The organism is Streptomyces sp. NPDC090045 (assembly GCF_044747975.1).
GTDB lineage: Bacteria > Actinomycetota > Actinomycetes > Streptomycetales > Streptomycetaceae > Streptomyces.
Window position 1 is genome coordinate 539760 of the sequence record NZ_JBIVFA010000002.1, and the last position, 22638, is coordinate 562397.

23 protein-coding genes are annotated in these 22638 nt (G+C 71.6%); 13 read left to right on the forward strand and 10 right to left on the reverse strand.

Annotated features, from left to right (window positions below):
* Positions 1–153 precede the first annotated feature (153 nt).
* The 4 genes from ACIPYQ_RS07500 to ACIPYQ_RS07515 are packed head-to-tail and all read left to right on the forward strand — an operon-like array spanning position 154 to position 6865.
* Positions 154–1470 (forward strand): glycosyltransferase, encoded by a 1317-nt coding sequence (locus tag ACIPYQ_RS07500; RefSeq protein ID WP_401247108.1) that lies wholly within the window; start codon positions 154–156, stop codon positions 1468–1470.
* Entirely contained in the window at positions 1467–3191 is a 1725-nt protein-coding gene (locus ACIPYQ_RS07505; protein ID WP_401247111.1) for an ArnT family glycosyltransferase, read from the forward strand. The genes ACIPYQ_RS07500 and ACIPYQ_RS07505 overlap by 4 nt, the downstream gene beginning before the upstream one ends.
* A gap of 6 nt (positions 3192–3197) precedes the next feature.
* Positions 3198–4427 (forward strand): glycosyltransferase, encoded by a 1230-nt coding sequence (locus tag ACIPYQ_RS07510; protein WP_401247113.1) that lies wholly within the window; start codon positions 3198–3200, stop codon positions 4425–4427.
* Between the two features lie 23 nt (positions 4428–4450).
* Complete coding sequence (locus tag ACIPYQ_RS07515; RefSeq protein ID WP_401247115.1) at positions 4451–6865, forward strand: galactose oxidase-like domain-containing protein; 2415 nt, start codon at positions 4451–4453, stop codon at positions 6863–6865.
* A gap of 55 nt (positions 6866–6920) precedes the next feature.
* On the opposite strand, the gene ACIPYQ_RS07520 is transcribed toward ACIPYQ_RS07515, so the two are convergent.
* On the reverse strand, positions 6921–7607 hold the full coding sequence (locus tag ACIPYQ_RS07520) for a hemolysin III family protein (RefSeq protein ID WP_361764592.1): 687 nt from the start codon (positions 7605–7607) through the stop codon (positions 6921–6923).
* Positions 7608–7827: 220 nt separating this feature from the next.
* Between ACIPYQ_RS07520 and ACIPYQ_RS07525 the strand changes: the two genes are divergently transcribed.
* Positions 7828–9648, forward strand: a complete 1821-nt coding sequence (locus ACIPYQ_RS07525) for a phosphoenolpyruvate carboxykinase (GTP) (protein WP_401247119.1) — start codon at positions 7828–7830, stop codon at positions 9646–9648.
* Positions 9649–9756: 108 nt separating this feature from the next.
* Here the strand turns inward: ACIPYQ_RS07525 and ACIPYQ_RS07530 are convergent, their stop codons facing one another.
* The 4 genes from ACIPYQ_RS07530 to ACIPYQ_RS07545 are packed head-to-tail and all read right to left on the reverse strand — an operon-like array spanning position 9757 to position 14258.
* Positions 9757–10392: a hypothetical protein gene (locus ACIPYQ_RS07530; protein ID WP_361764598.1), complete on the reverse strand. Its 636-nt coding sequence runs from the start codon at positions 10390–10392 to the stop codon at positions 9757–9759.
* Positions 10379–11983 carry a substrate-binding domain-containing protein gene (locus ACIPYQ_RS07535; protein ID WP_401247122.1) on the reverse strand — a complete coding sequence of 535 codons (1605 nt, stop codon included), beginning with the start codon at positions 11981–11983 and terminating at the stop codon, positions 10379–10381. Before ACIPYQ_RS07535 ends, ACIPYQ_RS07530 begins: the two co-directional genes overlap by 14 nt.
* The gene (locus ACIPYQ_RS07540; RefSeq protein ID WP_401247125.1) at positions 11980–13167 is read right to left on the reverse strand and encodes a toxic anion resistance protein; all 1188 of its coding nucleotides are present in this window, start codon (positions 13165–13167) and stop codon (positions 11980–11982) included. The genes ACIPYQ_RS07535 and ACIPYQ_RS07540 overlap by 4 nt, the downstream gene beginning before the upstream one ends.
* Before the next feature lie 11 nt (positions 13168–13178).
* On the reverse strand, positions 13179–14258 hold the full coding sequence (locus ACIPYQ_RS07545; protein WP_401247128.1) for a hypothetical protein: 1080 nt from the start codon (positions 14256–14258) through the stop codon (positions 13179–13181).
* A 143-nt stretch (positions 14259–14401) separates the two neighbouring features.
* On the opposite strand from ACIPYQ_RS07545, the gene ACIPYQ_RS07550 reads away from it, so the two are divergent.
* Complete coding sequence (locus ACIPYQ_RS07550; RefSeq protein ID WP_401247130.1) at positions 14402–14842, forward strand: hypothetical protein; 441 nt, start codon at positions 14402–14404, stop codon at positions 14840–14842.
* Between the two features lie 93 nt (positions 14843–14935).
* Here the strand turns inward: ACIPYQ_RS07550 and ACIPYQ_RS07555 are convergent, their stop codons facing one another.
* The 3 genes from ACIPYQ_RS07555 to ACIPYQ_RS07565 all read right to left on the reverse strand — a co-directional run bounded on the left by ACIPYQ_RS07555 (position 14936) and on the right by ACIPYQ_RS07565 (position 17529).
* Positions 14936–15589 (reverse strand): RDD family protein, encoded by a 654-nt coding sequence (locus ACIPYQ_RS07555; protein WP_401247133.1) that lies wholly within the window; start codon positions 15587–15589, stop codon positions 14936–14938.
* 244 nt (positions 15590–15833) lie between these two features.
* A complete protein-coding gene (locus ACIPYQ_RS07560) occupies positions 15834–16226 on the reverse strand; it encodes a hypothetical protein (RefSeq protein WP_401247136.1) in 393 nt (130 codons plus the stop codon).
* 91 nt (positions 16227–16317) lie between these two features.
* Positions 16318–17529, reverse strand: coding sequence for a pyridoxal phosphate-dependent aminotransferase (locus tag ACIPYQ_RS07565; RefSeq protein WP_361764622.1), 1212 nt, complete (start codon positions 17527–17529; stop codon positions 16318–16320).
* A gap of 289 nt (positions 17530–17818) precedes the next feature.
* Between ACIPYQ_RS07565 and ACIPYQ_RS07570 the strand changes: the two genes are divergently transcribed.
* The 6 genes from ACIPYQ_RS07570 to ACIPYQ_RS07595 all read left to right on the forward strand — a co-directional run bounded on the left by ACIPYQ_RS07570 (position 17819) and on the right by ACIPYQ_RS07595 (position 20544).
* Positions 17819–17968 (forward strand): hypothetical protein, encoded by a 150-nt coding sequence (locus tag ACIPYQ_RS07570; protein WP_401247139.1) that lies wholly within the window; start codon positions 17819–17821, stop codon positions 17966–17968.
* Between the two features lie 12 nt (positions 17969–17980).
* On the forward strand, positions 17981–18214 hold the full coding sequence (locus ACIPYQ_RS07575) for a hypothetical protein (protein ID WP_361764628.1): 234 nt from the start codon (positions 17981–17983) through the stop codon (positions 18212–18214).
* 64 nt (positions 18215–18278) lie between these two features.
* The gene (locus ACIPYQ_RS07580) at positions 18279–18755 is read left to right on the forward strand and encodes a macro domain-containing protein (RefSeq protein WP_401247142.1); all 477 of its coding nucleotides are present in this window, start codon (positions 18279–18281) and stop codon (positions 18753–18755) included.
* The gene (locus tag ACIPYQ_RS07585) at positions 18742–19284 is read left to right on the forward strand and encodes a MepB family protein (RefSeq protein ID WP_401247145.1); all 543 of its coding nucleotides are present in this window, start codon (positions 18742–18744) and stop codon (positions 19282–19284) included. Before ACIPYQ_RS07580 ends, ACIPYQ_RS07585 begins: the two co-directional genes overlap by 14 nt.
* Positions 19285–19336: 52 nt before the next feature.
* Positions 19337–19888 carry a GNAT family N-acetyltransferase gene (locus tag ACIPYQ_RS07590; RefSeq protein WP_401247148.1) on the forward strand — a complete coding sequence of 184 codons (552 nt, stop codon included), beginning with the start codon at positions 19337–19339 and terminating at the stop codon, positions 19886–19888.
* A 302-nt stretch (positions 19889–20190) separates the two neighbouring features.
* Complete coding sequence (locus ACIPYQ_RS07595) at positions 20191–20544, forward strand: hypothetical protein (protein ID WP_401247150.1); 354 nt, start codon at positions 20191–20193, stop codon at positions 20542–20544.
* A 30-nt stretch (positions 20545–20574) separates the two neighbouring features.
* On the opposite strand, the gene ACIPYQ_RS07600 is transcribed toward ACIPYQ_RS07595, so the two are convergent.
* Positions 20575–21021: a nitroreductase/quinone reductase family protein gene (locus ACIPYQ_RS07600; protein WP_401247152.1), complete on the reverse strand. Its 447-nt coding sequence runs from the start codon at positions 21019–21021 to the stop codon at positions 20575–20577.
* Between the two features lie 106 nt (positions 21022–21127).
* Here ACIPYQ_RS07600 and ACIPYQ_RS07605 point away from each other — a divergent pair, with 106 nt between their 5' ends.
* Positions 21128–22075, forward strand: a complete 948-nt coding sequence (locus tag ACIPYQ_RS07605) for a LysR family transcriptional regulator (RefSeq protein WP_401247155.1) — start codon at positions 21128–21130, stop codon at positions 22073–22075.
* 202 nt (positions 22076–22277) lie between these two features.
* Here ACIPYQ_RS07605 and ACIPYQ_RS07610 read toward each other — a convergent pair whose 3' ends face one another.
* Positions 22278–22463: a hypothetical protein gene (locus ACIPYQ_RS07610; protein ID WP_319731346.1), complete on the reverse strand. Its 186-nt coding sequence runs from the start codon at positions 22461–22463 to the stop codon at positions 22278–22280.
* Between the last annotated feature and the right edge of the window lie 175 nt (positions 22464–22638).

Sequence of the window (22638 nt, forward strand, 5' to 3'; positions counted from 1 at the left end):
CGTTGGTGAGTCACTGTTTCGGGAGTCACCGGGATGGCGCACTGGGGGGTGCGCGCAAGGGGGAAGCGGGAGCAGCGGGCCGGGGGGCCCGCCGTGCGCTCCCGGGGGGTTTGCTGATCGCCGCCGGGGGGCGGCGGGTCTGTGGGGGACATTTTGTACACATCTGTGTTCATTGTTGTCATTTCGCTGGCGCTCTTCTGGATGGCCGCGTTCACGCTCTGGTGGCAGATGCACGCGTGGCGGACCCCCGAGGTACTCGCCTCCACCCGCTTCGACCGTCCCGACGGGGAGGGCCGCCTGGCCTTCTCCCTGCTGCTGCCCGCCCGCCACGAGCAGGCGGTCCTGGAACACACCATCGACCGGCTCCTGGAGTCGAGCCACACCGACTACGAGATCATCGTGATCGTCGGGCACGACGACCCCGAGACCGCCGCCGTAGCCGAACGGGCCGCCGCCCGCGAGCCGGCCCGCGTCCGGGTCGTCGTCGACCACCACGAGACGAAGAACAAGCCGAAGGCCCTCAACACCGCCCTGCCGTCCTGCCGCGGCGACATCGTCGGAGTCTTCGACGCCGAGGACCAGGTCCACCCCGAGCTGCTCGCCCACGTCGACCACGCCTTCCGCTCCACCGGCGCCGACGTCGTCCAGGGCGGGGTCCAGCTCATCAACTTCCACTCCAGCTGGTACAGCCTGCGCAACTGCCTGGAGTACTTCTTCTGGTTCCGCTCCCGGCTGCACCTGCACGCCGAGAAGGGCTTCATCCCGCTCGGCGGCAACACCGTCTTCGTCCGCACCGAGGTGCTGCGCGAGGCCGGCGGCTGGGACCAGAACTGCCTCGCCGAGGACTGCGACCTCGGGGTGCGGCTGTCGTCGGTCGGCAAGAAGGTGGTCGTCGCGTACGACTCCGACATGGTGACCCGCGAGGAGACGCCCGGCTCGCTGATCAGCCTGCTCAAGCAGCGCACCCGCTGGAACCAGGGTTTCCTCCAGGTGTACCGCAAGAAGGACTGGCAGCAGCTGCCGGGGCGCGGCCAGCGCTGGCTCGCCCGCTACACGCTGATGACGCCCTTCATGCAGGCCGCGTCCGGTGTGATCATCCCGGTCAACTTCGCCGTCGCGGTCTTCCTCGACGTACCGGTCGGCATCGCGATCATCACCTTCCTCCCCATGATCACGGCGATGGTGACCTTCGTCTTCGAGATCGTCGGCCTGCACGACTTCGGCCGGCAGTACGGCCTGCGCGTCCGCTTCGTGCACTACCTCAAGCTCGTCGCCGGCGGCCCCTTCTACCAGGTGATGCTCGCGGGCGCCGCGATCCGCGCCGTCTGGCGCGAGCAGCGCGGCCGCAACGAGTGGGAACTGACGAGCCACACCGGAGCCCACCTGACCGGGGCGACCGCGACCGCCGCGACCGCCGCCGCAGTCTCCGCCTCCGCTTCCGCCGCGATCCGAGAGGACAGCCACCAGTGACCGCCACCCTGCCCACGGCCACTGATCCCCAGCCCGAGACCGAGACCCTCACCGTCCCCGCCCGGCGCAGCCCTGCCGGAGGTCTCGGCGTCCGCCCCGCCGCCCCCGCCCGGCCGCTCGTGCGGTTCCGCTCCTCCCGCCCCGACCTGCTGCTGTGCGGGGCGCTGCTGCTGGTGATCCTGCTGGTCCAGGGCTGGAACATCACCAACTTCCCGACGCTGAGCGACGACGAGGGCACCTACCTCGCCCAGGCGTGGGCCGTCCAGCAGGGCGACGGCCTCGCCCACTACACGTACTGGTACGACCATCCGCCGCTCGGCTGGATCCAGGTCGCGGGCCTGACGTACCTGCCGTCCCTCTTCGTGCCCGACTGGATGACCGTCGCGCCGATGCGGTTCTCGATGCTCGCCGTCTCCGCCGCGAGCTCCGTGCTGATGTACGTCCTCGCGCGCCGGCTGTGGCTGCCGCGCTGGGCGGCCGGGCTCGCGATGGCGCTCTTCGGGCTGTCCCCGCTCGCCGTCGTCCTCCAGCGCGAGATCTTCCTCGACAACCTCGCCGTGATGTGGATGCTGCTGGCCTTCTGCCTGGCCGCGTCACCGAGCCGGCACCTGTGGCACCACTTCGGGTCCGGGCTGGCGGCCGCCACCGCCGTCCTGACCAAGGAGACGATGCTGGTGGTGCTCCCGGCTCTGCTGGTGACGATGTGGCGGCACAGCCACCGCGACACCCGCAAGTTCGCCGTCACCGGAGCCGTCACCGCCTGCGCGCTGATCGGGCTCTCGTACCCGCTGTACGCGCTCCTCAACAGCGAGCTGCTGCCCGGCTCCGGACACGTCTCGCTGATCGACGGCATCACCTACCAGATGAGCCGCCCCGGCTCCGGCTTCATCCTCGACGCCGGGACCGGCTCGAACGGCGTGCTGCGGTCCTGGCTGTACTACGACACCGTCCTGCCCCTCGGCGGGCTGGCCGGCGCCGTCCTGCTGCTGGCCACCCTTCGCTGGTCCGTCACTGCCCGCGCGCTCGCCGGCCCCGCGCTCGCCGCCGTCATCCTCGCCGCCGTCGCGATGCGGCCCTCCGGCTACCTCCCGGCGATGTACGTGATCCAGGCGCTGCCGTTCCTCGCCCTCGTCCTCGCCGGGGGCGCGGCGAGCATCACGCACGCCGTGCTGCGCCGCCGCCGCGGCCCGGGGGAGCGCAGGGCGCAGGTGTGGGCGCGCCGGGCGCTGCTCGGCGTACTCGCCGTGTCCGCCGCGGTGTACGTGCTGCCGCGCTGGTACGACGGCAACCGCACGGCCCTCACGGTCGACGCGAACGCCCCGTACCGGCAGGCCGCGGCCTGGCTCGGCAACGAGGTCGAGGATCCGGCGCGGACCCGGGTGCTGCTCGACGACGCGCTCTGGCTGGACGCCGTGCACCACGGCTTCGAGCCGGGTCCGGGCGCCATCTGGTTCTACAAGGCCGACCTCGACCCCGCCGTCACCAAGACCCTGCCGCGCGGCTGGCAGGACATCGACTACGTGGTCTCCTCGCCCACGGTGCGCCGCGACGCGGTGGACCTGCCGACCGTGAAGGCCGCGCTGGAGCACTCGAGCGTGGTGGCCGTCTTCGGGTCGGGCGAGGACCGCATCGAGATCCGCCGCACCGACCGGACTGCCGGCGCCGACGACGCCGCCGACGCCACCGGGACCGCCCGCGCCGACCGCACGAGTGGGAGCTGAGTCACCATGAGCGAGGACCTGTGGTCCCTCCATGCCCCGATCGATGCGGAGCTCGCCGCTCCGCGGACCCTGAGCGGCAGCGTCACCCTCATCATCCCCACCTTCAACGAGTCCGGGAACGTGGCCGAGTTGCTGCGCCGGCTCGGTGACGCGCTCCCCGGCCACCTGCCCTGCGCGGTGCTGTTCGTGGACGACTCCACGGACGACACCCCCGCCGTCATCGAGAAGGCCGCCGCCGACCACCCCTTCCCGGTGTCGGTCCTGCACCGGGAGGTGGCCGAGGGCGGTCTCGGCGGCGCCGTCGTCGAAGGGGTGAACCGGGCGGACACCGACTGGATCGTCGTCATGGACGCCGACCTCCAGCACCCGCCCCACCTGGTGCCCGAGCTCGTCGGCGAGGGCGAGCGCACCGGCGCCGACCTCGTGGTCGCCTCCCGCTACATCAGCGGCGGCAGCCGGGCCGGACTCGCCGGGAGCTACCGCATCGCCGTCTCCCGCGGCGCGACCTGGCTGACCAAGGGGCTCTTCCCGCGGGCGCTGCGCGGGATCAGCGACCCGATGAGCGGCTTCTTCGCGATGCGCCGCTCGGCCGTCACGGCGGACGCGCTGAAGCCGCTGGGCTACAAGATCCTGCTGGAGCTGGCGGTGCGCTGCCGCCCCGGCAAGGTCGCCGAGGTGCCGTTCGTCTTCCAGGACCGCTTCTCGGGGGAGTCCAAGTCGACCGCGCGCGAGGGCATGCGCTTCCTCGCCCACCTCGCCTCGCTGCGCTCCGCGACCCCGCTGGCCCGCATGATCGGTTTCGGGCTGATCGGGCTCTCCGGTTTCGTCCCGAACCTGGGCGCGCTGTGGCTGCTCACGCGCGCCGGGATGCACTACCTCCCCGCCGAGATCGTCGCCAACCAGGCGGGGGTCCTGTGGAACTTCCTCCTCATCGAGACCCTGCTCTTCCGTGACCGCCGCCGGCACCGCCACTGGGCGGACCGGGTCGGGCGCTTCGCCCTGCTGGCCAATGCCGATCTGCTGCTGCGCATCCCGCTGATCGCGGTGTTCGTCGCACGGTTCGGGATGGAGGTGCTGCCCGCCACCGCGCTCGCGCTGGTCACCACCTTCGTGCTGCGCTTCGCCGCCACCGAGGCCCTCGTCTATCTGCCGCGCAGGTCGCGCGGCTCGCGCACGCCGGGCCAGTCGCGCACCCCGGGCGCCCCGCCCAAGGCGGGCCGCCACTCCAGGAGTTGAGCCGCACAGAAGGGATCCTTTCCATGCGTCTGACGATCCGGCGGAGGGCCGGGCGGCGGGCCGCCCTGCTCGCCGTCGGGGCGATGACCGCGGGCCTGCTGCTCACCGCACCGCAGCAGGCCACGGCCGGTCCGCCCAATCTGCTCTCCAATCCCGGCTTCGAGACGGCCGGTCCGGCCGGCGCCGACATGCCGTCCTGCTGGTCCAAGTCCGGCTGGGGCGACAACGACTTCTCCTTCGCCACCGTGGCCGAGGCGCACACCGGCACCAAGGCGATGAAGGTCTCCCTCACGCGCCGCGTGGACGGCGACCGCAAGGCCCTGGTCACCGAGAACAGCACCTGCGCCCCGACCGTCACGCCGGGGAAGCAGTACGACCTGTCCGCCTGGTACAAGTCGGACACCCCGGACGTGTCGGTGACGGTGTTCCGCCGCGACACGACAGCGGGCTGGCAGTACTGGACCGACCTGCAGAATCCGCCCGTCAGCGCCGCCTGGGCGCGCACGGAGGTCCGTACGCCGGCCGTGCCGCCCAACACCGACAAGATCGCGTGGGGCCTGTCGGTCTACGGGGTGGGCACGCTCACCACCGACGACTACGTGCTGGAGGAGGTGGGCGCGGTGCCGCCGCAGCCGGCCTGCTCGGGTACGGCGGAGGAGTGCGCCAAGGGCAAGTGGGAGGTGATCCCGGCCAAGAACCCGGTGCGTTCGATGCACGCCGTCGTCCTGAAGAACGGCAAGGTGCTGCTGATCGCCGGCTCGGGCAACGACATCGCCCAGTTCAACGCGGGCACCTTCACCTCGGCCGTCTACAACCCGGCGAACGGCACCTTCAAGACGGTCCCGACGCCGGTGGACATGTTCTGCGCGGGCCACGTACAGCTCGCGGACGGCCGGGTGCTGGTGATGAGCGGCAACAAGGGGTACCCGTCCGCCGACGGCAAGATCGGCTACCAGGGGCTGAAGGACAGCTACGTCTTCGACCCGGCGACCGAGGCCTACACGAAGACGAACGACATGAACGGCGGGCACTGGTACCCGTCGGCGACGATCCTCGGCAACGGTGACGTGATCTCCTTCGGCGGGCTGAAGGAGGACTCCACGGGCAACGTGACCGCGGAGAAGTTCTCGGCGGCGCAGAACAAGTGGCTGCCGATGAACGAGGTCAACCAGACCTGGTCGTACTGGGGCCTGTACCCGTCGATGATCCTCATGCAGGACGGGCGGCTCTTCTACTCGGGCAGCCACACCTTCGGCAACGGCACCCCGGGCACCGGCGCCTCGATCTACGACTACGGCGCCAACACCATCACCGACGTGCCGGGCCTGCGGAACAAGGACCAGCGCGACGAGTCGGCCAGCGTGCTGCTGCCCCCGGCGCAGGACCAGCGGGTCCTGACCATCGGCGGTGGCAACAACGAGACCAACCCGGCCGCGAACCGGATCACCGACATCATCGACCTGAAGAAGCCGAGCCCCGGCTACACGGCCGGCCCGGACCTCCCGCAGGGGCTGGTCGACACCGGCACGGGCAAGCGGCCGCAGACCGGGGCCGAGGGCAAGATGTACGTGTCGGCGGTGCTGCTGCCGGACGGCAAGGTGCTGGAGACCGGCGGCGGGCTGCACGACCGGGCCGACCCCGTCTTCGAGGCCTCCTTCTTCGACCCGACGACCAACACCTACCAGGCGGGCCTGGCCACCGACCCGATCCCGCGGACCTACCACTCGGCGTCGTTCCTGATGCCGGACGGCCGGGTCATGTCGGTCGGCGACAACCCGGGCAACGGCACCTACAACCACAACGTGTCGATCTACACCCCGCCCTACCTGTTCAAGGGCGCCCGCCCGCAGATCACCTCGGTGATCGACACGCAGTGGGTGTACGGGGACACGCAGCGGATCACCGTCAACCGGCCGATCGCCAAGGCGGAGCTGATCCGTCCGGCGGCGGTCACCCACTCCTCGGACCCCAACCAGCGGTTCGTGGACCTGCCGATGACCGTCAACGGGAACAACATCGACCTCAACGTGACGAGCAACCCCAACCTGGCGCCGCCCGGCTGGTACATGCTCTTCGCGGTCGACGCGAACGGCGTCCCGTCGATCGCGACCTGGGTGCACCTGGGCGGCCCGTCGGCCCTGGCGGCCACCCAGGAGCAGCCCTCCGCGCACGAGCACTCCTTCGCGGACAAGCTGGGGCCCGCCAAGCAGAACCCGGCCAAGCGGGACTCCGTACCGGTCGCGCCCAGCGTGGCCGGCTGCGACCGGCACTACGGGACGGCCAACGTGTGCGTGCCGACCCGCTTCCCGGCCGAGGTGAAGGAGACGTCCAGGGCCCGCTGTGACTGGCTGGCCTCGCACCAGTACCCGAAGCGGCTGAAGGTCAATGGCAGCGACCCGCTGCGCCTCGACCCCGACCGGGACGGCTACGCCTGCTGAAACCCGAAACGAAGGGGCCCGGCCGCACGCCGACGGCCGGGCCCCTTCCCCGGGCTCAGTGCTGGTACGCGGCCAGGGAGATGCCGACGTAGTGGGCGACGAAGGCGGCCAGGGTCAGGGAGTGGAAGACCTCGTGGAAGCCGAAGAAGCGGGGGGACGGGTTGGGCCGCTTCATGCCGTAGATGACCCCGCCCACGCTGTAGAGGAGGCCGCCGACGATCACCAGGACCAGAACGGCGATGCCGCCGGTGCGCATGAAGTCGGGCAGGAAGAAGACCGCGGCCCAGCCCATGGCGATGTAGCACGGGGTGTAGAGCCAGCGCGGGGCGCCGACCCAGAAGACGCGGAACGCGATGCCGGCGGCGGCAGCGATCCACACCGCCCACAGCAGGGTCCGCCCGGTGGAGGGCGGGAGCAGCAGGACGGTCAGCGGGGTGTAGGTGCCCGCGATGATCAGGAAGATGTTGGCGTGGTCGAGCCGGCGCAGGATGGCCTCGCCGCGCGGCCCCCAGGTGCCCCGGTGGTAGACGGCGCTCACGCCGAAGAGCAGGCAGGCCGTGAGGATGTAGACCCCGCACGCCACCCGTGCCCGGGTCGAGTCGGTGAAGGCCATGAGCGCCAGGCCGGCGATGACCACGGCGGGGAACATCCCGGTGTGCAGCCAGCCGCGCATGAGCGGTTTGGCCTCCGGGGCTACCGGTGCGGCCTCGGCGTCCGGGACGGCGGCGGCGTCAGAAGTCATGGGCGCCATGCTACCTACGGGTCCGTAGGTTTCCGTCAGTCGCCTTTACGGAAGATTGACGGACGTGGCAATGCTCACGTGAGAGGCCCTCTGGACATATGCGCACATCCACCGGATGATCAGATGAGTGCGGTCGGCACCGGATGAGCGGAGCGCGAAGCATCCGGGTCGCAGCCCCCACGGGGCAAACACCAAACACACCCCTCAACAAGGAGCAATCGTGGCGCGCGACAACGCGGCTCCCACCATCCCGACGAATCACCAGGAGCTGATCTCCTGGGTGGACGAGATCGCAGCCCTCACCCAGCCGGACCGCGTCGTCTGGTGCGACGGCAGCGAGGGCGAGTACGAGCGCCTGTGCGAGGAGCTCGTCGCCAAGGGAACGTTCAAGAAGCTCGACGAGACGAAGCGCCCGAACTCGTACTACGCCGCCTCCGACCCCTCCGACGTCGCGCGCGTCGAGGACCGGACCTTCATCTGCTCCGAGAAGGAGGAGGACGCGGGCCCGACCAACCACTGGAAGGCTCCTTCCGAGATGAAGGAGATGTTCGCGGGGCAGGAAGGTATCTTCCGCGGCTCCATGAAGGGCCGGACGATGTACGTCGTCCCGTTCTGCATGGGCCCCCTCGGCTCCGAGCTCTCCGCGATCGGCGTCGAGATCACCGACTCCGCCTACGTCGCCGTCGCCATGCGCACCATGACCCGCATGGGCAAGCCCGTCCTGGACGAGCTCGGCACCGACGGGTTCTTCGTCAAGGCCGTCCACACCCTCGGCGCTCCGCTCGCCGAGGGCCAGGCGGACGTGCCGTGGCCGTGCAACACCACCAAGTACATCTCGCACTTCCCGGAGACCCGCGAGATCTGGTCCTACGGATCCGGCTACGGCGGCAACGCCCTGCTCGGCAAGAAGTGCTACGCCCTGCGCATCGCGTCCGTCATGGCCCGCGACGAGGGCTGGCTCGCCGAGCACATGCTGATCCTCAAGCTCACCCCGCCGCAGGGCGAGGCCAAGTACGTCGCGGCGGCGTTCCCGAGCGCCTGTGGCAAGACCAACCTGGCCATGCTGGAGCCCACGATCCCCGGCTGGACCGTCGAGACCATCGGCGACGACATCGCCTGGATGCGCTTCGGCGAGGACGGTCGCCTCTACGCGATCAACCCCGAGGCCGGCTTCTTCGGCGTCGCGCCCGGCACCGGCGAGCACACCAACGCCAACGCCATGAAGACCATGTACGCGAACACCGTCTTCACCAACGTCGCGCTCACCGACGACGGCGACGTGTGGTGGGAGGGCATGACCGAAGAGGCGCCCAAGCACCTCATCGACTGGAAGGGCAACGACTGGACTCCGGAATCGGAGACCCCGGCCGCCCACCCCAACGCCCGCTTCGCCGTCCCGGCCTCCCAGTGCCCGACGATCGCCCCCGAGTGGGAGGACCCCAAGGGCGTCCCGATCTCCGCGATCCTCTTCGGCGGCCGCCGCGCTTCCGCCGTGCCGCTGGTCACCGAGTCCTTCGACTGGAACCACGGCGTCTTCATCGGCTCGAACATCGCCTCCGAGAAGACCGCCGCCGCCGAGGGCAAGGTCGGCGAGCTGCGCCGCGACCCCTTCGCCATGCTGCCGTTCTGCGGCTACAACATGGGCGACTACATGGCCCACTGGGTCAAGGTCGCCGCAGACAAGGACCAGGCCAAGCTCCCGAAGATCTACTACGTGAACTGGTTCCGCAAGAACGACGCGGGCAAGTTCGTGTGGCCCGGCTTCGGCGAGAACAGCCGCGTCCTGAAGTGGATCGTCGAGCGCCTCGACGGCACCGCCGAGGGCGTCGAGACCCCCATCGGCATCCTGCCGACCAAGGACTCCCTCGACCTCGACGGCCTGGACCTCCCGGCCGCGGACCTCGACTTCCTCCTCACGGTCGACAAGGAGGTCTGGCGCGAGGAGGCCGCCCTGGTCCCCGAGCACCTGAACACCTACGGCGACCACACGCCGAAGGAACTGTGGGACCAGTACCACGCGCTCGTAGAGCGCCTGGGCTGAGCCCGAGCCCGATAACGGGCCAATGAACGTGGGAGCCCCCGACCAAGCGGCGCCCACCGCTGTGGGAGCCCCCGACCAAGCGGTTCCCACCGCTGCACCGGCCTGTCTTCAGGAGCGTCCGCGCTCCTCCAGATAGGCCGTGTGCGTCTGCTGACGGCGGGCCTCTGCTTCGCGGAGGTCCGCCGTCACGCTTTCCGCCTCCTCGAACAGCAGGTCCAGCTGCCGCTCCAGGTGCCGCTCCGGGGACTCCCCGCCCGGCGTCAGCCGGTTCCACCAGCGGGTCCGGTTGTACGTGTCCACGCACTCGGGCACGTCCCGCCGGATCGCCCGGGACAGCGCGTGCACCGCCTCCGGCTCGGTGACCAGGACCTCGGCCACCCACCCCGGCTCCAGCAGCGCCCCGTACAGCTCCAGCAGCCCGGCCCGCCGGCTCCCGGCCGCCTCCGGCAGCTCCACCTCGCCCAGGTACTCCCGCAGCCGCGCGAAGTCCTCGCGCAGCACGTCGAGTTCCTCGCTCGGATCGAACGGCGGCGGCGCCACCCGCTCCGGCGGGGCGATCAGCGCGCCCGCCCCGTACAGCCCGGCCACCACCACAGGCCAGTACGCGCCGGCCACCCCGGCGAGGGTGAGGCCGAGGCCCACCACGCCGCAGGCGGAGCCGGTCAGGTTCTTCCTCGACTCCAGGTAGCCGAGCACCCGCCCGGCCACACCGCCGCCCCCGCGGCCGCCCCTACTGGTAGCCACGGATCTCCTCGAAGGCTCCGGCCAGCGAACCGGTGCCGCCGGTGGCGTCGAAGAGCCGCCCGCCGGTCAGTTCGGTGATGTGGGTGAGCTCCTTGCGGTCCGAGTCCCCGAACAGCACCGCGAAGACCGGCGTCTGCTTCTGCGCCTCGGGCAGGGCCGCGTAGAAGGAGTCGAAGTGCTTGGCCCCGACGCCCTCGGTGTTCTCCCCGTCCGTCATCAGCACGATCGAGGTGAACGCGTCCGCGCCGCCCTTGCCGAGGTGCTGGTAGGCCGCCTCCAGACTGCCGTAGACCGCCGTGCCACCGTCCGGCTCCAGCGACTTCACGTCGCCGCGGATCGCGTCCAGGGCCGGCCCCGGATTGCCGGGCTCGACGACGTGCGTGCGCACCTTCTTCACCTTGGACCCGAAGGGCAGCAACGTCACCTCCTCACGGTCCCGGAACCGCTGCCCCGTACCCGAGGTCCCGCTGCCCGTCAGATCGGTGAGCGCCGACTTCAGCCGCCCGATGCGGTCCTCCTCGCTCATCGAACCCGAGGTGTCCAGCACGTACACCGTCCGCGAGGGCCGGCGCAGCTCGTTCTCGTACGAGGCCAGCAGCCCGTCCGCGACCGAACGCGAGCCCGGGAAGGGCAGCTCGTGCCGCTTCTCCGGGTCCAGCCCGGCGGCCGGCGACACCCCGGCCGCGACCGGCCGGCGGAAGGTCTGCTCGGTGATCGCCTTCTGTGCCTCGGGGCCGCGCAGGTAGTCCGTCAGCGCCCGCCCCGCGTCGCGGGCCCCCTCCGGGGCGGAGGTCAGCAGGGTCAGCGGGTAGTGCGCGGTGACCACGCCGTCGCGCGGCCGGATCACCGTCAGCGGCGCCTTCACGTCCTTCGCGTCCCGGTTCATGGACAGCAGCACCGACTCGTAGTTCACCAGCGCGTCCACGTCCCCGCGCTTGCCGTACGCGGTGGCCAGCCAGCCGGAGGAACCCGAGGTCAGCTTCTGCCCGGCGAAGAACTCCTTCAGCTTGGGCTGCGCCGTCCGCACGTCGGCGTCGCTCAGCGCCGCCTGGGCGCCCGACAGCCCCGAAGCCACCGAGACCAGGGCGGAGAAACCGGAGTTGGAGCGCACCGGGTCGGTCATCCCGTACGTCAGCTTCCCGCCGGCCACCGCCTCGTGCACCGCCGACCAGGTCACCTCGCCGGGCTTCCAGCCCAGCCGGGCCAGCGCCTCCGGCTTCACGCCGATGGCCACCGGCGAGGACATCACCGGGGTCTCGCTGGACAGCTTCCCGGCGGCCTCCGGCCGCAGCCGCAGGTAGTCGTTGGAGGACAGCCAGATCGCGTCGTACTTCCCGTCGGCCTTCCCCGAGGCGATCTGCTCGACCGCGTCGAGGGTCCCGGACGCGGTCAGGTCGACCGTGACCCCGGTGGCCGCCTTCGCCGCCTTCAGCACGGCCTCCATGTCGGAGAGCTCACTGGAGGCCAGCACCCGCAGGTGGCCGTCCCTGTACGTCGGCTCCGCGGGCCCCGGCGGGCCGTCCGAGGTGCAGGCCGTCGCCGTGGCGAGCGTGGCGAGTGCGACCAGCGCACCGATCCAGCCCCGCCTCACCGGGCACCGCCTTCGAGCGCACTGGCGGTACGGGTACGGGCCAGGTACGCCGAGGCGGTCTGCAGCTCCCCGGCCAGCGACTCCACGGTCGCGGCCATGTTCTCCGTGGCCTGCACCTTGAAGGTGTCGATCGCTTCGAGCGTCTTGTAGATCTGGGCGAAGGCCGTCCGCAGCGTCTCCGCCCCCACCGCCGGATCCGCCGCGATCCGCTGGATCTCGCCGCTCTGCGTGGACAGCATCTCCGCGTTGCCCCGGATCAGCTCCTCGGTGGTCCCCTTCAGGGCGTTGACCTGCTCGATCACCTTGCGCTGGTTGTCGAGGGCCGCGGCCAGCATGACCGCGATCCGCAGCGCCGAGACGGTGGTGGTGGCGGCCCGGTCCACGCCCTTGATCAGCTCGTCGTTGTTGCGCCGGACCACGTCCATCGCCAGGTAGCCCTGCGCGCAGACGGCCAGCTGCGTCAGCAGGTCCTGGTGCTTCTGCCGGACCGGGAAGAGCACGTCCGCGCGCAGTGCGTCGGCCGCCTGCGGGTCGGCGCGCTCCGCCTCGGCGATCCGCTGCCCGACGGCCCCGTCCAGGGCCTCGGTGAGGACGGCGTACTCCTGGAGCTTGCCCATGGTCTCCCACAGGCGGGCCCGCTCGGTGTGCAGCGCCGCGTTGTCGCGGCGCAGCTCGTCCTGGCCGCTGCGCAGCGCGCCCACGATCTTGTTGAGGGTGGCCTGCGAGGAGGCGTACTTCGCCACGTGGTCGCGGAACCTGTTGCCGCCGGGCAGCTTCGCCAGCAGCTTGCCGAGCCCCTTGCCGGGGGTGTCCCGCGGGTCGAGGTCCTCGACGGTGCGGCGCAGTTCGACGAGGGAGCCGGAGACGCGGGCCTGGGCGTCGCCGCCGCCGTCCGCGCCGAGGGAGCGCACGGCCCGCTCCAGCATCCGGTTGGACTGCTGGGCGGCGCTGCGCATGTCGGCCGCGCCGAGCCCGGCGATCTCGCCGATGCGGTGCGCGAACTCGGGGGAGCGGGTGTCGATCCCGGCGAGCGAGCCGACGTACTCGCCGGCCCGGCGGGCCATCTCGTCGCGTACGTCGTCCTGCAGCGGGACCAGCCCGGCGGCCTGCTCGCGGCGGACGGGCGGGACCGGCTCGGGCGCGCTGAGGACGAAGGTGCCGTCCTCGGGGGGTGTCAGTGTCATGGTGTGGGCCCCTAACCCTTGGCGCGCTGGGCGAGCGCCATGAGGATCTTGACGGTGGGTGTGCCGACCTGGCGGATCCCGGTCAGCCCAGGGTTGAGGTAGCCGGCGTGCGGTGCGGTCGCGGCGGTGAACTCGGGCACGCCGTCCTGCGGGCGGAACCCGCGTTGCACGGCCAGCTCGCGCAGCCTCGGATCGGTGGCGAGGAGGGTGCCCAGCTCCCTCGCCCGCTCGGTGAGCGGGACGAAGGTGTGCGCCGTGTTGACGGTGGTGTCCGGGTAGAGCACGACCATGTCGCCGGGGTCCTGGTGCTGGAGCAGCAGGGAGGCCACCTGGGACTCGTACACCAGGATCAGCGGTTCGCCGCTGCCGCTGATGAAGGCCCGGAACGGGTCGTCGGTGCTCTGTTCGAGGGCGCCCTGGACGGAGATCAGCTTGCGCATCAGCGGTGCGGTGCGCTCGATCCCGGCGTCGTCGGCGACCACGCTGTTGGCGTTCGCGACGTTGGAGGTGGCCGCGAGGAAGAGGGCCCCGGAGTTGGAGGAGGCCGGGTCGGTGGTCTTGATGAACAGCGTGCCGGTCAGCTCGGTGTGGGTGGAGGAGCCGGGCAGCTGCTGCCAGGTGCGGTCCTCGGCGGCGGCCTTGAGGAAGGGGCCCATGAGCAGGGTCCCGAGGTTCTTGCCGGTCATCTTGGCGAGGCCGTTGTCGGCCAGCACCTTGGCGGCGTTGGCGCGGGCGATGACCACGAGCGGGGAGTAGAAGGGCTTGGTCTCCTGGGCGCCCTTGACCCCGGCGGCGGCCGCGACCTCCTTGGCGGGTTCACTGCTGCTGGGGAAGGCGAAGTCGAACTCCTTGAGGGCGAGTTGGTCCATCGCCCAGGAGCCCGAGGTCTCCGTCTTCACGGTATAGCCCTTGGCTGCAAGGGCCCTGACGACGTCGGGGTCGCGGAAGAATTCGGACTTCTCCGAGCCGATGACGCCACGCACGGTCTTCGTTGCCGTGGTTTCTGGGTGATCCTGCCCCTGGAAGGCGACGACGTAGAGCACGCCGCCGATCAGGAGGAGGCCCAGGACGATTCCTAGGATGCGTCTCACGGGTGCAGCGTGCTCGCGGAAACCCACATTCCGCGATGAGTTGAATGAACGTCAGGTGGCCAGGCGGTCCCACTTCGAAATGCTGTGTGGGCCCGTGGGTGCTGGTGGGCGGGGCGGTGGCCCGGGAGGATCGGGGCATGGGCGTGAGCGCGTTGAAGTGGCAGGGCTGGCTGGTCGGCCTGGTGACGCTGGCCGGGCTGCTGGTGTTCGCCCCGCTGGGCCTGTACGTGTGGGCGAGCGGCGGCGAACCCCCCGGGGCGCCGCCCCGGGCGGCCCTGGAGGACGTACGGGTCACCGGGTGCCGAATCGATCCGGCGAGCCGGCGGGTGGTGGCCGCGGTGGAGGCGGCGGGACGGGCCGAGGGCGCCGGCGCGTACGTCGTCACGGTGGAGTTCCGCGACGGCGCCGAACCGGACCCGGAGGGCCGGGCCGCCCAGGCGCTGCTGCGGATCCCGGGCGTGGCCCCGGGCGCGACCGAGCACGGTGAGGCGGTCGGCCCGGTGTGGCCGGTGGCGACGGTGCCGTGGTGCGGGGTCGCGGGCGCCGAGTTCGCGCTGACGCCCGACACGCCTGACGGGCCGTGAACCGCCCCTGAAGGCGCCGCGATCAGCCCGTGTCACCGACGTGCGTCACCGGCCCGCGCCGGGCGGCGCGGGCCGGTGTGCGCGCTCAAGGGGTCACTTGACCTTGACGACGACGGTGCCGCACACCTTGTCGGCGAAGGTCTGCTTCTTGGCGTCCCACAGCGGCCACAGCCAGCCGATGTAGCACGGGAGGCCGTCCAGGATGTGCGCCAGCTTGCGCACGAAGGCCATGCCGAAGCCGAGGGTCGCGCCGTCGGCCTCCTTGTGGAGGCTGATGCCGACGACCTTCTTGCCGATCGTCTGGCCGGTCGTGCCCTCCTTGTAGAGCTGGAAGAAGAACATGAAGAGGGCGTACACCATGCCGATGAGGCCGAGCACACCGGCCGCCGCGGAGTCGGAGTCGCCGCCGGCGACGGCCGCGCCGATGCCGGCCAGCGCGTACATCGGGCCGGCGATGATGAGCGCGTCGAGCAGGTACGCGCCGACGCGCAGACCCCAGTGGGCCAGCGGCGGCATGCCCGCGCCCGGCATCCCGGGCATCCCCGGCATGCCCGGCTGCTGCGGGTAGCCGTAGGCCGGCGGCGGGGGCGTCTGCTGCGGGTAGCCGTACTGCGGAGCCGCGCCCTGCGGGGGCTGCTGCGGGTAGCCGTACTGCGGGGGGACGCCCTGCGGGGCCTGCTGCGGGTAGCCGGGCTGGCCCTGCGGGGGCTGCTGGCCGTAGGGGTTGTTCGGGTCGCCGAAGCTCATCGGTGAAGTCTCTCCAGGCTGCTGAAACGGGGACGGAGCGGCATGGAGGAGATGGACCTTGTGAGCGGCCTCCCCCGTGCTGCCGCGAACTTTCAGCCCTCATCGTGTTCGGAGCACCGGATTCTGTCCAATTCCCGCCCCTGCAGCGGTCCGCGCAAGGAGCCGCGGTGATGCCGCGCGAGGGCGGTCGGCACCGGGCTGTGGCACCCGGTCCGGAGCCTCCGCGGCCCCGGACCGGGGCCGTCTAGAGGGCGCCGGCCAAGTCCGCGGACTTCAGGGCGGCGGCGTGCGCGTCCATGCGCTCGGCGGCGAGGATCGCGACGGTGGTGTCGGCGCGGGAGGCTGCGACGAGGAGCGCGCGGGCGGCGAGGTCGTGCGCGCGCCGGTGCAGCGCGGCGGCGTCCGCGGCGGGGCGACGCCGCGCCCGCGCCGGCTGGGACCCGCGCAGCCGGGTGACCTGGACGGCGATCTCGGCGGCGGCCCCGTCGAGCCCGAGCTCGTCGGTGACGGCGAGCAGGGCCGCGAGGTGGCCGGCGAGCTGGATGTCCAGCGCTTCGCCGCGGCTGCTGTGCGGGTAGTCGGACGGGGCGGCGCCCATGCGGTGGACGACCGACTTGGTGCGGATCGGCTCGTACATGAGGTGGCCTCCTGCGTGGTCAGGAGACCATCCTACATTGGATTGGTTCTAAAGTTGAGCTGGATCCTGTTGTTGGTCGTCGTGTCCGCCGCTAGGGCTGGCTGTAGCCGTCGAGGAAGTTCCCGATCCGGGTCACGGCATCGGCCAGATCCGTGGCGTTCGGCAGGGTCACGATCCGGAAGTGGTCGGGCTCGGGCCAGTTGAAGCCCGTACCGTGCACGACCATGATCTTCTCGGCCCGCAGCAGGTCGAGGACCATCTGCCGGTCGTCCTTGATCTTGTAGACGGACGGGTCCAGCCGCGGGAAGGCGTACAGCGCGCCCTTCGGCTTCACGCAGGTGACGCCCGGGATCTGGGTGAGCAGGTCGTGCGCGACGTTGCGCTGCTCCAGGATCCGCCCGCCGGGCAGGACCAGGTCCTCGATCGACTGCCGGCCGCCGAGCGCGGTGGCCACGGCGTGCTGCGAGGGCATGTTCGCGCACAGGCGCATGTTCGCGAGGATCGTGAGGCCCTCGATGTAGCAGGTGGCGTGCTTCTTGGGGCCGCAGACCGCCATCCAGCCGGCCCGGTAGCCGGCGACGCGGTAGTTCTTCGACAGCCCGTTGAAGGTCAGCGTCAGCAGGTCGGGGGCGATGGCGGCGGTGTTGTGGTGCACGGCGCCGTCGTAGAGGATCCGGTCGTAGATCTCGTCCGAGCAGACGACCAGGTTGTGGCGGCGGGCGATGTCCGTCAGCCCGCGCAGCATCTCCTCGTCGTAGACCGCGCCGGTCGGGTTGTTCGGGTTGATGATCACGATCGCCTTGGTGCGGTCGGTGACCTTGCGCTCGATGTCGGCGAGGTCCGGCATCCAGTCGGCCTGCTCGTCGCAGCGGTAGTGCACGGCCGTGCCGCCGGCGAGGGAGACGGACGCGGTCCACAGCGGGTAGTCCGGCGCGGGGACCAGCACCTCGTCGCCGTCGTCGAGCAGGGCCTGCATCGACATCTGGATCAGCTCGGAGACGCCGTTGCCGAGGTAGATGTCCTCGACGTCCAGCTCGATGCCCTTGGTCTGGTAGTGCTGCATGACTGCGCGGCGCGCGGAGAGCAGCCCCTTCGCGTCGCCGTAACCGTGGGCGTTGCCCAGGTTGCGGAGCATGTCCTCAAGGATCTCCGGCGGGCAGTCGAAGCCGAAGGCCGCGGGGTTGCCGGTGTTGAGCTTGAGGATGCGATGACCTGCCGCTTCGAGCCGCATGGCCTCTTCGAGCACGGGCCCGCGGATCTCGTAGCAGACATTGGCGAGTTTGGTTGACTGGATCACCTGCATGACGGGAGCTTACGGGCCCGGGAGCAGGCGTGACGCGCCTTTTCGGGGAGAGACCCGAAGGGTGAAATGTCCCATTTCAGGCAATCGGTGGGTGGTGGCGTGGTCCCCCCTTGGAATCCGGGGCCGCGCCCGCGTTCCGGCCTGCGGAATGGGTGGGTGCGGGCCGCGCCGAAGTGGCGGATGTTGTGCTCGTCACCTCGGGAAACGGCGGGGAACCGAGGGTGACTGAGTACGCCGCATGAGTACGCGCACTCATGCGGCGGGACGCGGGTGCCGTGAGGCTGGGCGCATGAACCAGGGCGAGTGGAAGCCGGCGGATTACCGCCGGGGCGCGGAACGCGTGGGCACGGTGATCGTGGCCGTCGCGGGCGCACTCATGGCGGCAGGGGCGGTCCTGTGGGCCCTGCTCTTCCTGGTGTACCTGAACAGCGGCTATTGAGGGGCGCGAGCAGTGGAGTTCGTAGTCGGAGACATGGCGATCACCACGGTCGGCACGGACGGCGACGACCGGGCGATCGAGTTCCTGGTCGGACCGGAAGGAGCCGCGCAGGACGGACACTTCGCGATCTTCCGCGAGCACGACGAGGGCTGGGAGTCCGCCCGGATCACCATCGCCCCGGAGTCGGCCGCGATCCCGGTGGCAGCGGTGGAGTGGGCGGTGGAATTCGCCCGCGAGTACCTGTGAGGGCCGGCGGGGCGGCGGGATGGCCCGGCCCGCGTTGTCAGTGGTCCCGCGTAGCGTTCGGGGGATGAAGCCGCTCAGGATCATTGCCGGGGACGCGACGAGTCCCCAGGCCAAGGGCCCCAAGGTCATCGCCCACGTCTGCAACGACCTCGGCGGGTGGGGGAAGGGCTTCGTGCTGGCCGTCTCGAAGCGGTGGCCCGAGCCCGAGGCGGCGTACCGGGCCTGGCACCGGGGGCGCAGCGGGAACGACTTCGGGCTCGGCGCCGTGCAGGTGGTGCGGGTGAAGCCCGACGTGTGGCTGGCCAACATGGTCGGGCAGCACGGGATGCGCACCGGGAGCGCGGGGCCGCCGATCCGGTACGACGCCGTTCGGCGCTGCCTCGGCGCGCTGGCCGACCACGCCGTCGAGCTGGGGGCCAGCGTCCACATGCCGCGCATCGGGTGCGGGCTCGCGGGCGGCACCTGGTCGCGCATCGAGCCGCTGATCACCGACGCGTTGTGCGCGCGGGACGTGGAGGTGACCGTCTATGACCACGGGTGACGCGGGGGCGTGGCCGGGGGCGGGGGCGGTGCACGAGGATCTCCTCGCGGCGAAGGCGCTGGTCTACGACCGGTGCGGGTTCACGTGCTCCCGGCCGGTCGCCGAGCCGGAGAGCGCCGAGTACGGGGCGTACGAGTTCACGCTGGACGGGCTGCGCGTGACCTTCCGCGCGGCCAGGACGACCCCGACGAAGGCCGGGCAGTTCGTCACGGTGTGGAAGCGGTCCGAGGCCGGGCCGATCCGGCCGTTCGACATGGCGGACCCGGTCGACCTCGTCGTGGTCAGTGCCAGGGACGCGGACGGCTTCGGGCAGTTCGTCTTCCCCCGCGAGGTGCTCCGCGAGCGCGGCATCCTGTCCGTGAACGGGACCGGCGGGAAGCGCGCCTTCCGGGTGTACCCGCCGTGGGTCACGGTGGAGAGCAGGCAGGCCCGCGGAACACAGGCATGGCAGGCCGCGTGCTTCCTGGACGTGGGTACGGGCGCCACGACCGACCTCGCCCGCGCCCGAACCCTGCACCACCCGGCCTAGGGGCCGGTGTCGGCGACGGGGCCGGGTGGGGGGTGCGTGGCACGATCGCGGGATGGAGTACCGGTACGCCACCGAGGCCGACGCGCCCGCCATGGCCGAGCTCTTCGCCGCCAACCACCGTGACGCCCTGACCGAGCGGCAACGGGCGGAGCAGGGCTTCGTGCAGGGCGGCTTCGACGCCGGTGTCCTGCGGGCGATGGCCCGGGCCGGGGAGCTGCTGGTCGCGGACGACCGCGGCCGGGTCGCCGGCCTGCTCGCCCTGTCGGTCGCCGCGGACCTGGCCGATCCGCCGCCGCCGGTCGCGGGGCTGCTCCGAGCCCAGGACACCCTGGAGTGGGACGGGCACCCGCTCGCAGAGGCGCGGTGGCTGCTCTACGGGCCGGTCGTGGTCGATGCCGAGTACCGCGGGCGCGGCGTGGCCCGGGCCCTGTTCACCATGGCCGTGGCGGCGGCTTCGGAGCGGGCCGACGCGGTGGTGGCGTTCATCGAAGCCGGCAACGCGCCGTCCTGGAAGGTGCACGTCGACGGCTTCGGCATGACCCCCCTGGGCGACTACGTCGCGGACGGCCGCACGTACAGCGCGGTCGCCGCGCCGACCACCTAGCCCGCCTCCGCAGGCTGTGCCGGGGCGGGTGTGTGCCGGGGTGATCCCCGCAGGGCGTCGAACGCAAGGTGCCCCGGCCCGCCGACCCCTCGACACGTTCGGCGCCCGAGGAGACGCCCCGGCGCGCGCACGCCCCCCCCACGAGCGGCGCAGCCACACCACACGAGCGGCGCAGCCACACCGCACGAGCGGCGCAGCCACACCGCGCCACGCCGAGCGATCTTGAAGGATCGATTCCTCCCGTTCCGTCCTCCTAGGGTCGTGCCCGCACGCTCCCAGCCCCTCGGAAGGGATTCCTCTCCATGAAGCTCCGCAACGCCGCGGCCGCCGCCCTGGCCGCGTTCGCCCTGGCCCTGTCGCTGCCCGGATCGGCGCTGGCCGCCACCGGCGACTTCTCGTACAAGTACGTCGACGGCCTCGGCCACGAGCAGAAGATCGTGCTGCACGACCCGCACAGCGGCAAGTGCATCAACCTGTACGCCGTCGGCGACGACGAGGAGCTGCCCGGCTACGGTCCGCACAACCGGACCGACAGCCCGGTGATCGTCTACAAGGGGGCGAACTGCACGGGCTCCGAGTACCGGCTGCGGGCGAACGGCAACCCGGCACGCGACGACCTCGAAGTCCGCTCGGTGAAGTTCGACGCCGCGGCCTAGGAGCCGTCGGGATCCGGCTCCGCAACCGCGCTACCCCTCCAGGATCACCAGCGGGATCTCGCGCGGCCGGGCGGCCCTCTGGTCGTCCTCGAACGGGGGCCAGAGGGCCGTCATCATGTCCCAGTACATCTCCCGCTCCTCCGGCGTGGCCGTGCGCGCCGTCGCCTTCACGGTGGCGGCCCCGACCTGTAGGCGGACCTCCGGGTGGGCCGTGAGGTTCCGGTACCAGTGCGGGTGGTCGGCGGCCCCGTGGCCGGCGGCCAGGACGATGAACCGGCCCGCGTCCTCGCCGTAGATCAGCGGGGTGCGGACGGTGCGGCCGCTGGCGCGGTCCACCGTGGTGAGCAGCAGGGTGGGAACGCCGTGCCACAGGTGCCCGTCGGCGCCCGCGGTGCTCACGTAGGCGCGGACGTGGTCGAGCCGTGGTCCGGGTCGCGGGTCCGTGGGGTGGTCCCAGTCGACATCGAGTGCGTGCATTTACCTGTCCTTAGGGTTGCGGCCCCCTGGCGGCTAACGAGCATTAACGATTCTGGATGCGCACGACCCGTAGCGCACCCCTGCAGGTCTGGACCAAGCTCGTCGCATGGATCTGGAGCTGAGGCACCTCAAGATCGTCAGGGCCGTCGCCGACGCCGGGAGTCTGACCCGGGCCGCCACCGTCCTCGGCCTCGCGCAGCCCGCGCTCAGCACGCAGCTGAAGCGGATCGAGCGGGCCCTGGGCGGGACGCTGTTCGTGCGCGGGCGCGAGGGCGTTCGGGCCACCGCGCTCGGGGAGCTCGTACTGGAGCGGGCGCGGGTGCTGCTGCCCGCGGTGTGCGAGCTCCAGGAGGAAGCCCAGCGGTTCGCCCGGCAGGGGGCGGCGCACGGACACCGGCTCGGCGGGACGCACGGGCCGCTGCTCGGCGGGCTCGTGGACCGGCTCGCCCGCGAGGCACCCGGGGTGCCGGTGTCCACGTACACCTCCTGGTCCGAGCGCGAGGTCGCCGGGAGCGTCGCCGACGGGCGCCTGGACTTCGCGCTGGTCGGGGTCTGCGGGGAGAGCGCCCCGCCCGAGCCGGGGCGCCTCGCCTGGATGGAGGTGGCGCGGGACCCGGTGGACGTGATGCTGGCCGAGGACCATCCGCTGGCCCTCGCCCCGCGCGGGGAGATCGAGCTGGCCGAGTTGGCCGCGGAGGCGTGGGCGGACGTACCGGGCGACGGCTGCTTCGGGGACTGCTTCGCCGCCGCCTGTGTGCGGGCCGGGTTCACGCCCGCCTGCGTCTACGAGACCGACACCGCGTCGTGCGTGCACCTGGTGCAGGTCGGGCGGGCGGTCGGGCTGTGCCGGGCGACCTTCCCGGCGACCCCGGGGGTGGTCACGCGGCCGCTGGCCGGGACGCCGCTGGTGTGGCGGCACCTGCTGGGCTGGCATCCCGCCGGGCGGGCTGCCGCCCGGGCCGCGGATGTGCTGGAGCAGGCTCGGGGGGCACATGCCGAAGCATTGGCCCGGGCCGGGGGGCTGCGGCCGGCTGTGCCGTGGTCTGCCGCCTAGGCCGCTGCCGGCTGCGGCGCCGTCTCCCGGGGCTCCGCCCCAGAACCCCGCGCCTCAAACGCCGGCGGGGCTGGATTGGTGCGGCGGGGCTGGATGGTGCGGCGGGGCTGGGTGGTGCGGCTGGGCTGGGTTTGGCGGGCTGGAGCGTTGGGGCGCCCCCGGGATTAACCGGGGGCGGTGGGCAGCCTTGGGGCGGTCTGCGTTACGGCAGGTAGCGCTCGATGACCTGGGGGCCCTCCTTCTCGATCAGTTCGCGTGCCTTCGCGACCCGCTCCGGAGTCGGGTCGTGGCCGGTCACCATCACGAGGTCCTCGGGGTCGTACGGCCGTTCCCCGCCCGTGAAGAGCCGGTCCGACCGTGTGGGCTGCTCGTCGGGTTCACTGACCATCGCGTACCTCCTACGGTTTCCCCTGGCCCCATGGTCCGGCCACCGGCCCATGAACGCACTTCGGCCGCCGCGGCGCCGCGGCCATAACACCGGGGGAGGGGCCAACCGGCAGCTCCCGCAGGCCTGTTCGGATTTCTACGGTTTCCGCAGACGCCACCGGAAACCGAGGAGATCC

What these genes read in the sequence shown, in the direction of transcription:
- ACIPYQ_RS07540 (WP_401247125.1), bottom strand. Translation starts at nt 13,167, where the DNA reads ATGACACTGACACCCCCCGAGGACGGCACCTTCGTCCTCAGCGCGCCC.
- ACIPYQ_RS07585 (WP_401247145.1), top strand. Translation starts at nt 18,742, where the DNA reads ATGACCACGGGTGACGCGGGGGCGTGGCCGGGGGCGGGGGCGGTGCAC.
- ACIPYQ_RS07590 (WP_401247148.1), top strand. Translation starts at nt 19,337, where the DNA reads ATGGAGTACCGGTACGCCACCGAGGCCGACGCGCCCGCCATGGCCGAG.
- ACIPYQ_RS07605 (WP_401247155.1), top strand. Translation starts at nt 21,128, where the DNA reads ATGGATCTGGAGCTGAGGCACCTCAAGATCGTCAGGGCCGTCGCCGAC.
- ACIPYQ_RS07560 (WP_401247136.1), bottom strand. Translation starts at nt 16,226, where the DNA reads ATGTACGAGCCGATCCGCACCAAGTCGGTCGTCCACCGCATGGGCGCC.
- ACIPYQ_RS07610 (WP_319731346.1), bottom strand. Translation starts at nt 22,463, where the DNA reads ATGGTCAGTGAACCCGACGAGCAGCCCACACGGTCGGACCGGCTCTTC.
- ACIPYQ_RS07565 (WP_361764622.1), bottom strand. Translation starts at nt 17,529, where the DNA reads ATGCAGGTGATCCAGTCAACCAAACTCGCCAATGTCTGCTACGAGATC.
- ACIPYQ_RS07570 (WP_401247139.1), top strand. Translation starts at nt 17,819, where the DNA reads ATGAACCAGGGCGAGTGGAAGCCGGCGGATTACCGCCGGGGCGCGGAA.
- ACIPYQ_RS07515 (WP_401247115.1), top strand. Translation starts at nt 4,451, where the DNA reads ATGCGTCTGACGATCCGGCGGAGGGCCGGGCGGCGGGCCGCCCTGCTC.
- ACIPYQ_RS07555 (WP_401247133.1), bottom strand. Translation starts at nt 15,589, where the DNA reads ATGAGCTTCGGCGACCCGAACAACCCCTACGGCCAGCAGCCCCCGCAG.
- ACIPYQ_RS07520 (WP_361764592.1), bottom strand. Translation starts at nt 7,607, where the DNA reads ATGACTTCTGACGCCGCCGCCGTCCCGGACGCCGAGGCCGCACCGGTA.
- ACIPYQ_RS07600 (WP_401247152.1), bottom strand. Translation starts at nt 21,021, where the DNA reads ATGCACGCACTCGATGTCGACTGGGACCACCCCACGGACCCGCGACCC.
- ACIPYQ_RS07595 (WP_401247150.1), top strand. Translation starts at nt 20,191, where the DNA reads ATGAAGCTCCGCAACGCCGCGGCCGCCGCCCTGGCCGCGTTCGCCCTG.
- ACIPYQ_RS07580 (WP_401247142.1), top strand. Translation starts at nt 18,279, where the DNA reads ATGAAGCCGCTCAGGATCATTGCCGGGGACGCGACGAGTCCCCAGGCC.
- ACIPYQ_RS07510 (WP_401247113.1), top strand. Translation starts at nt 3,198, where the DNA reads ATGAGCGAGGACCTGTGGTCCCTCCATGCCCCGATCGATGCGGAGCTC.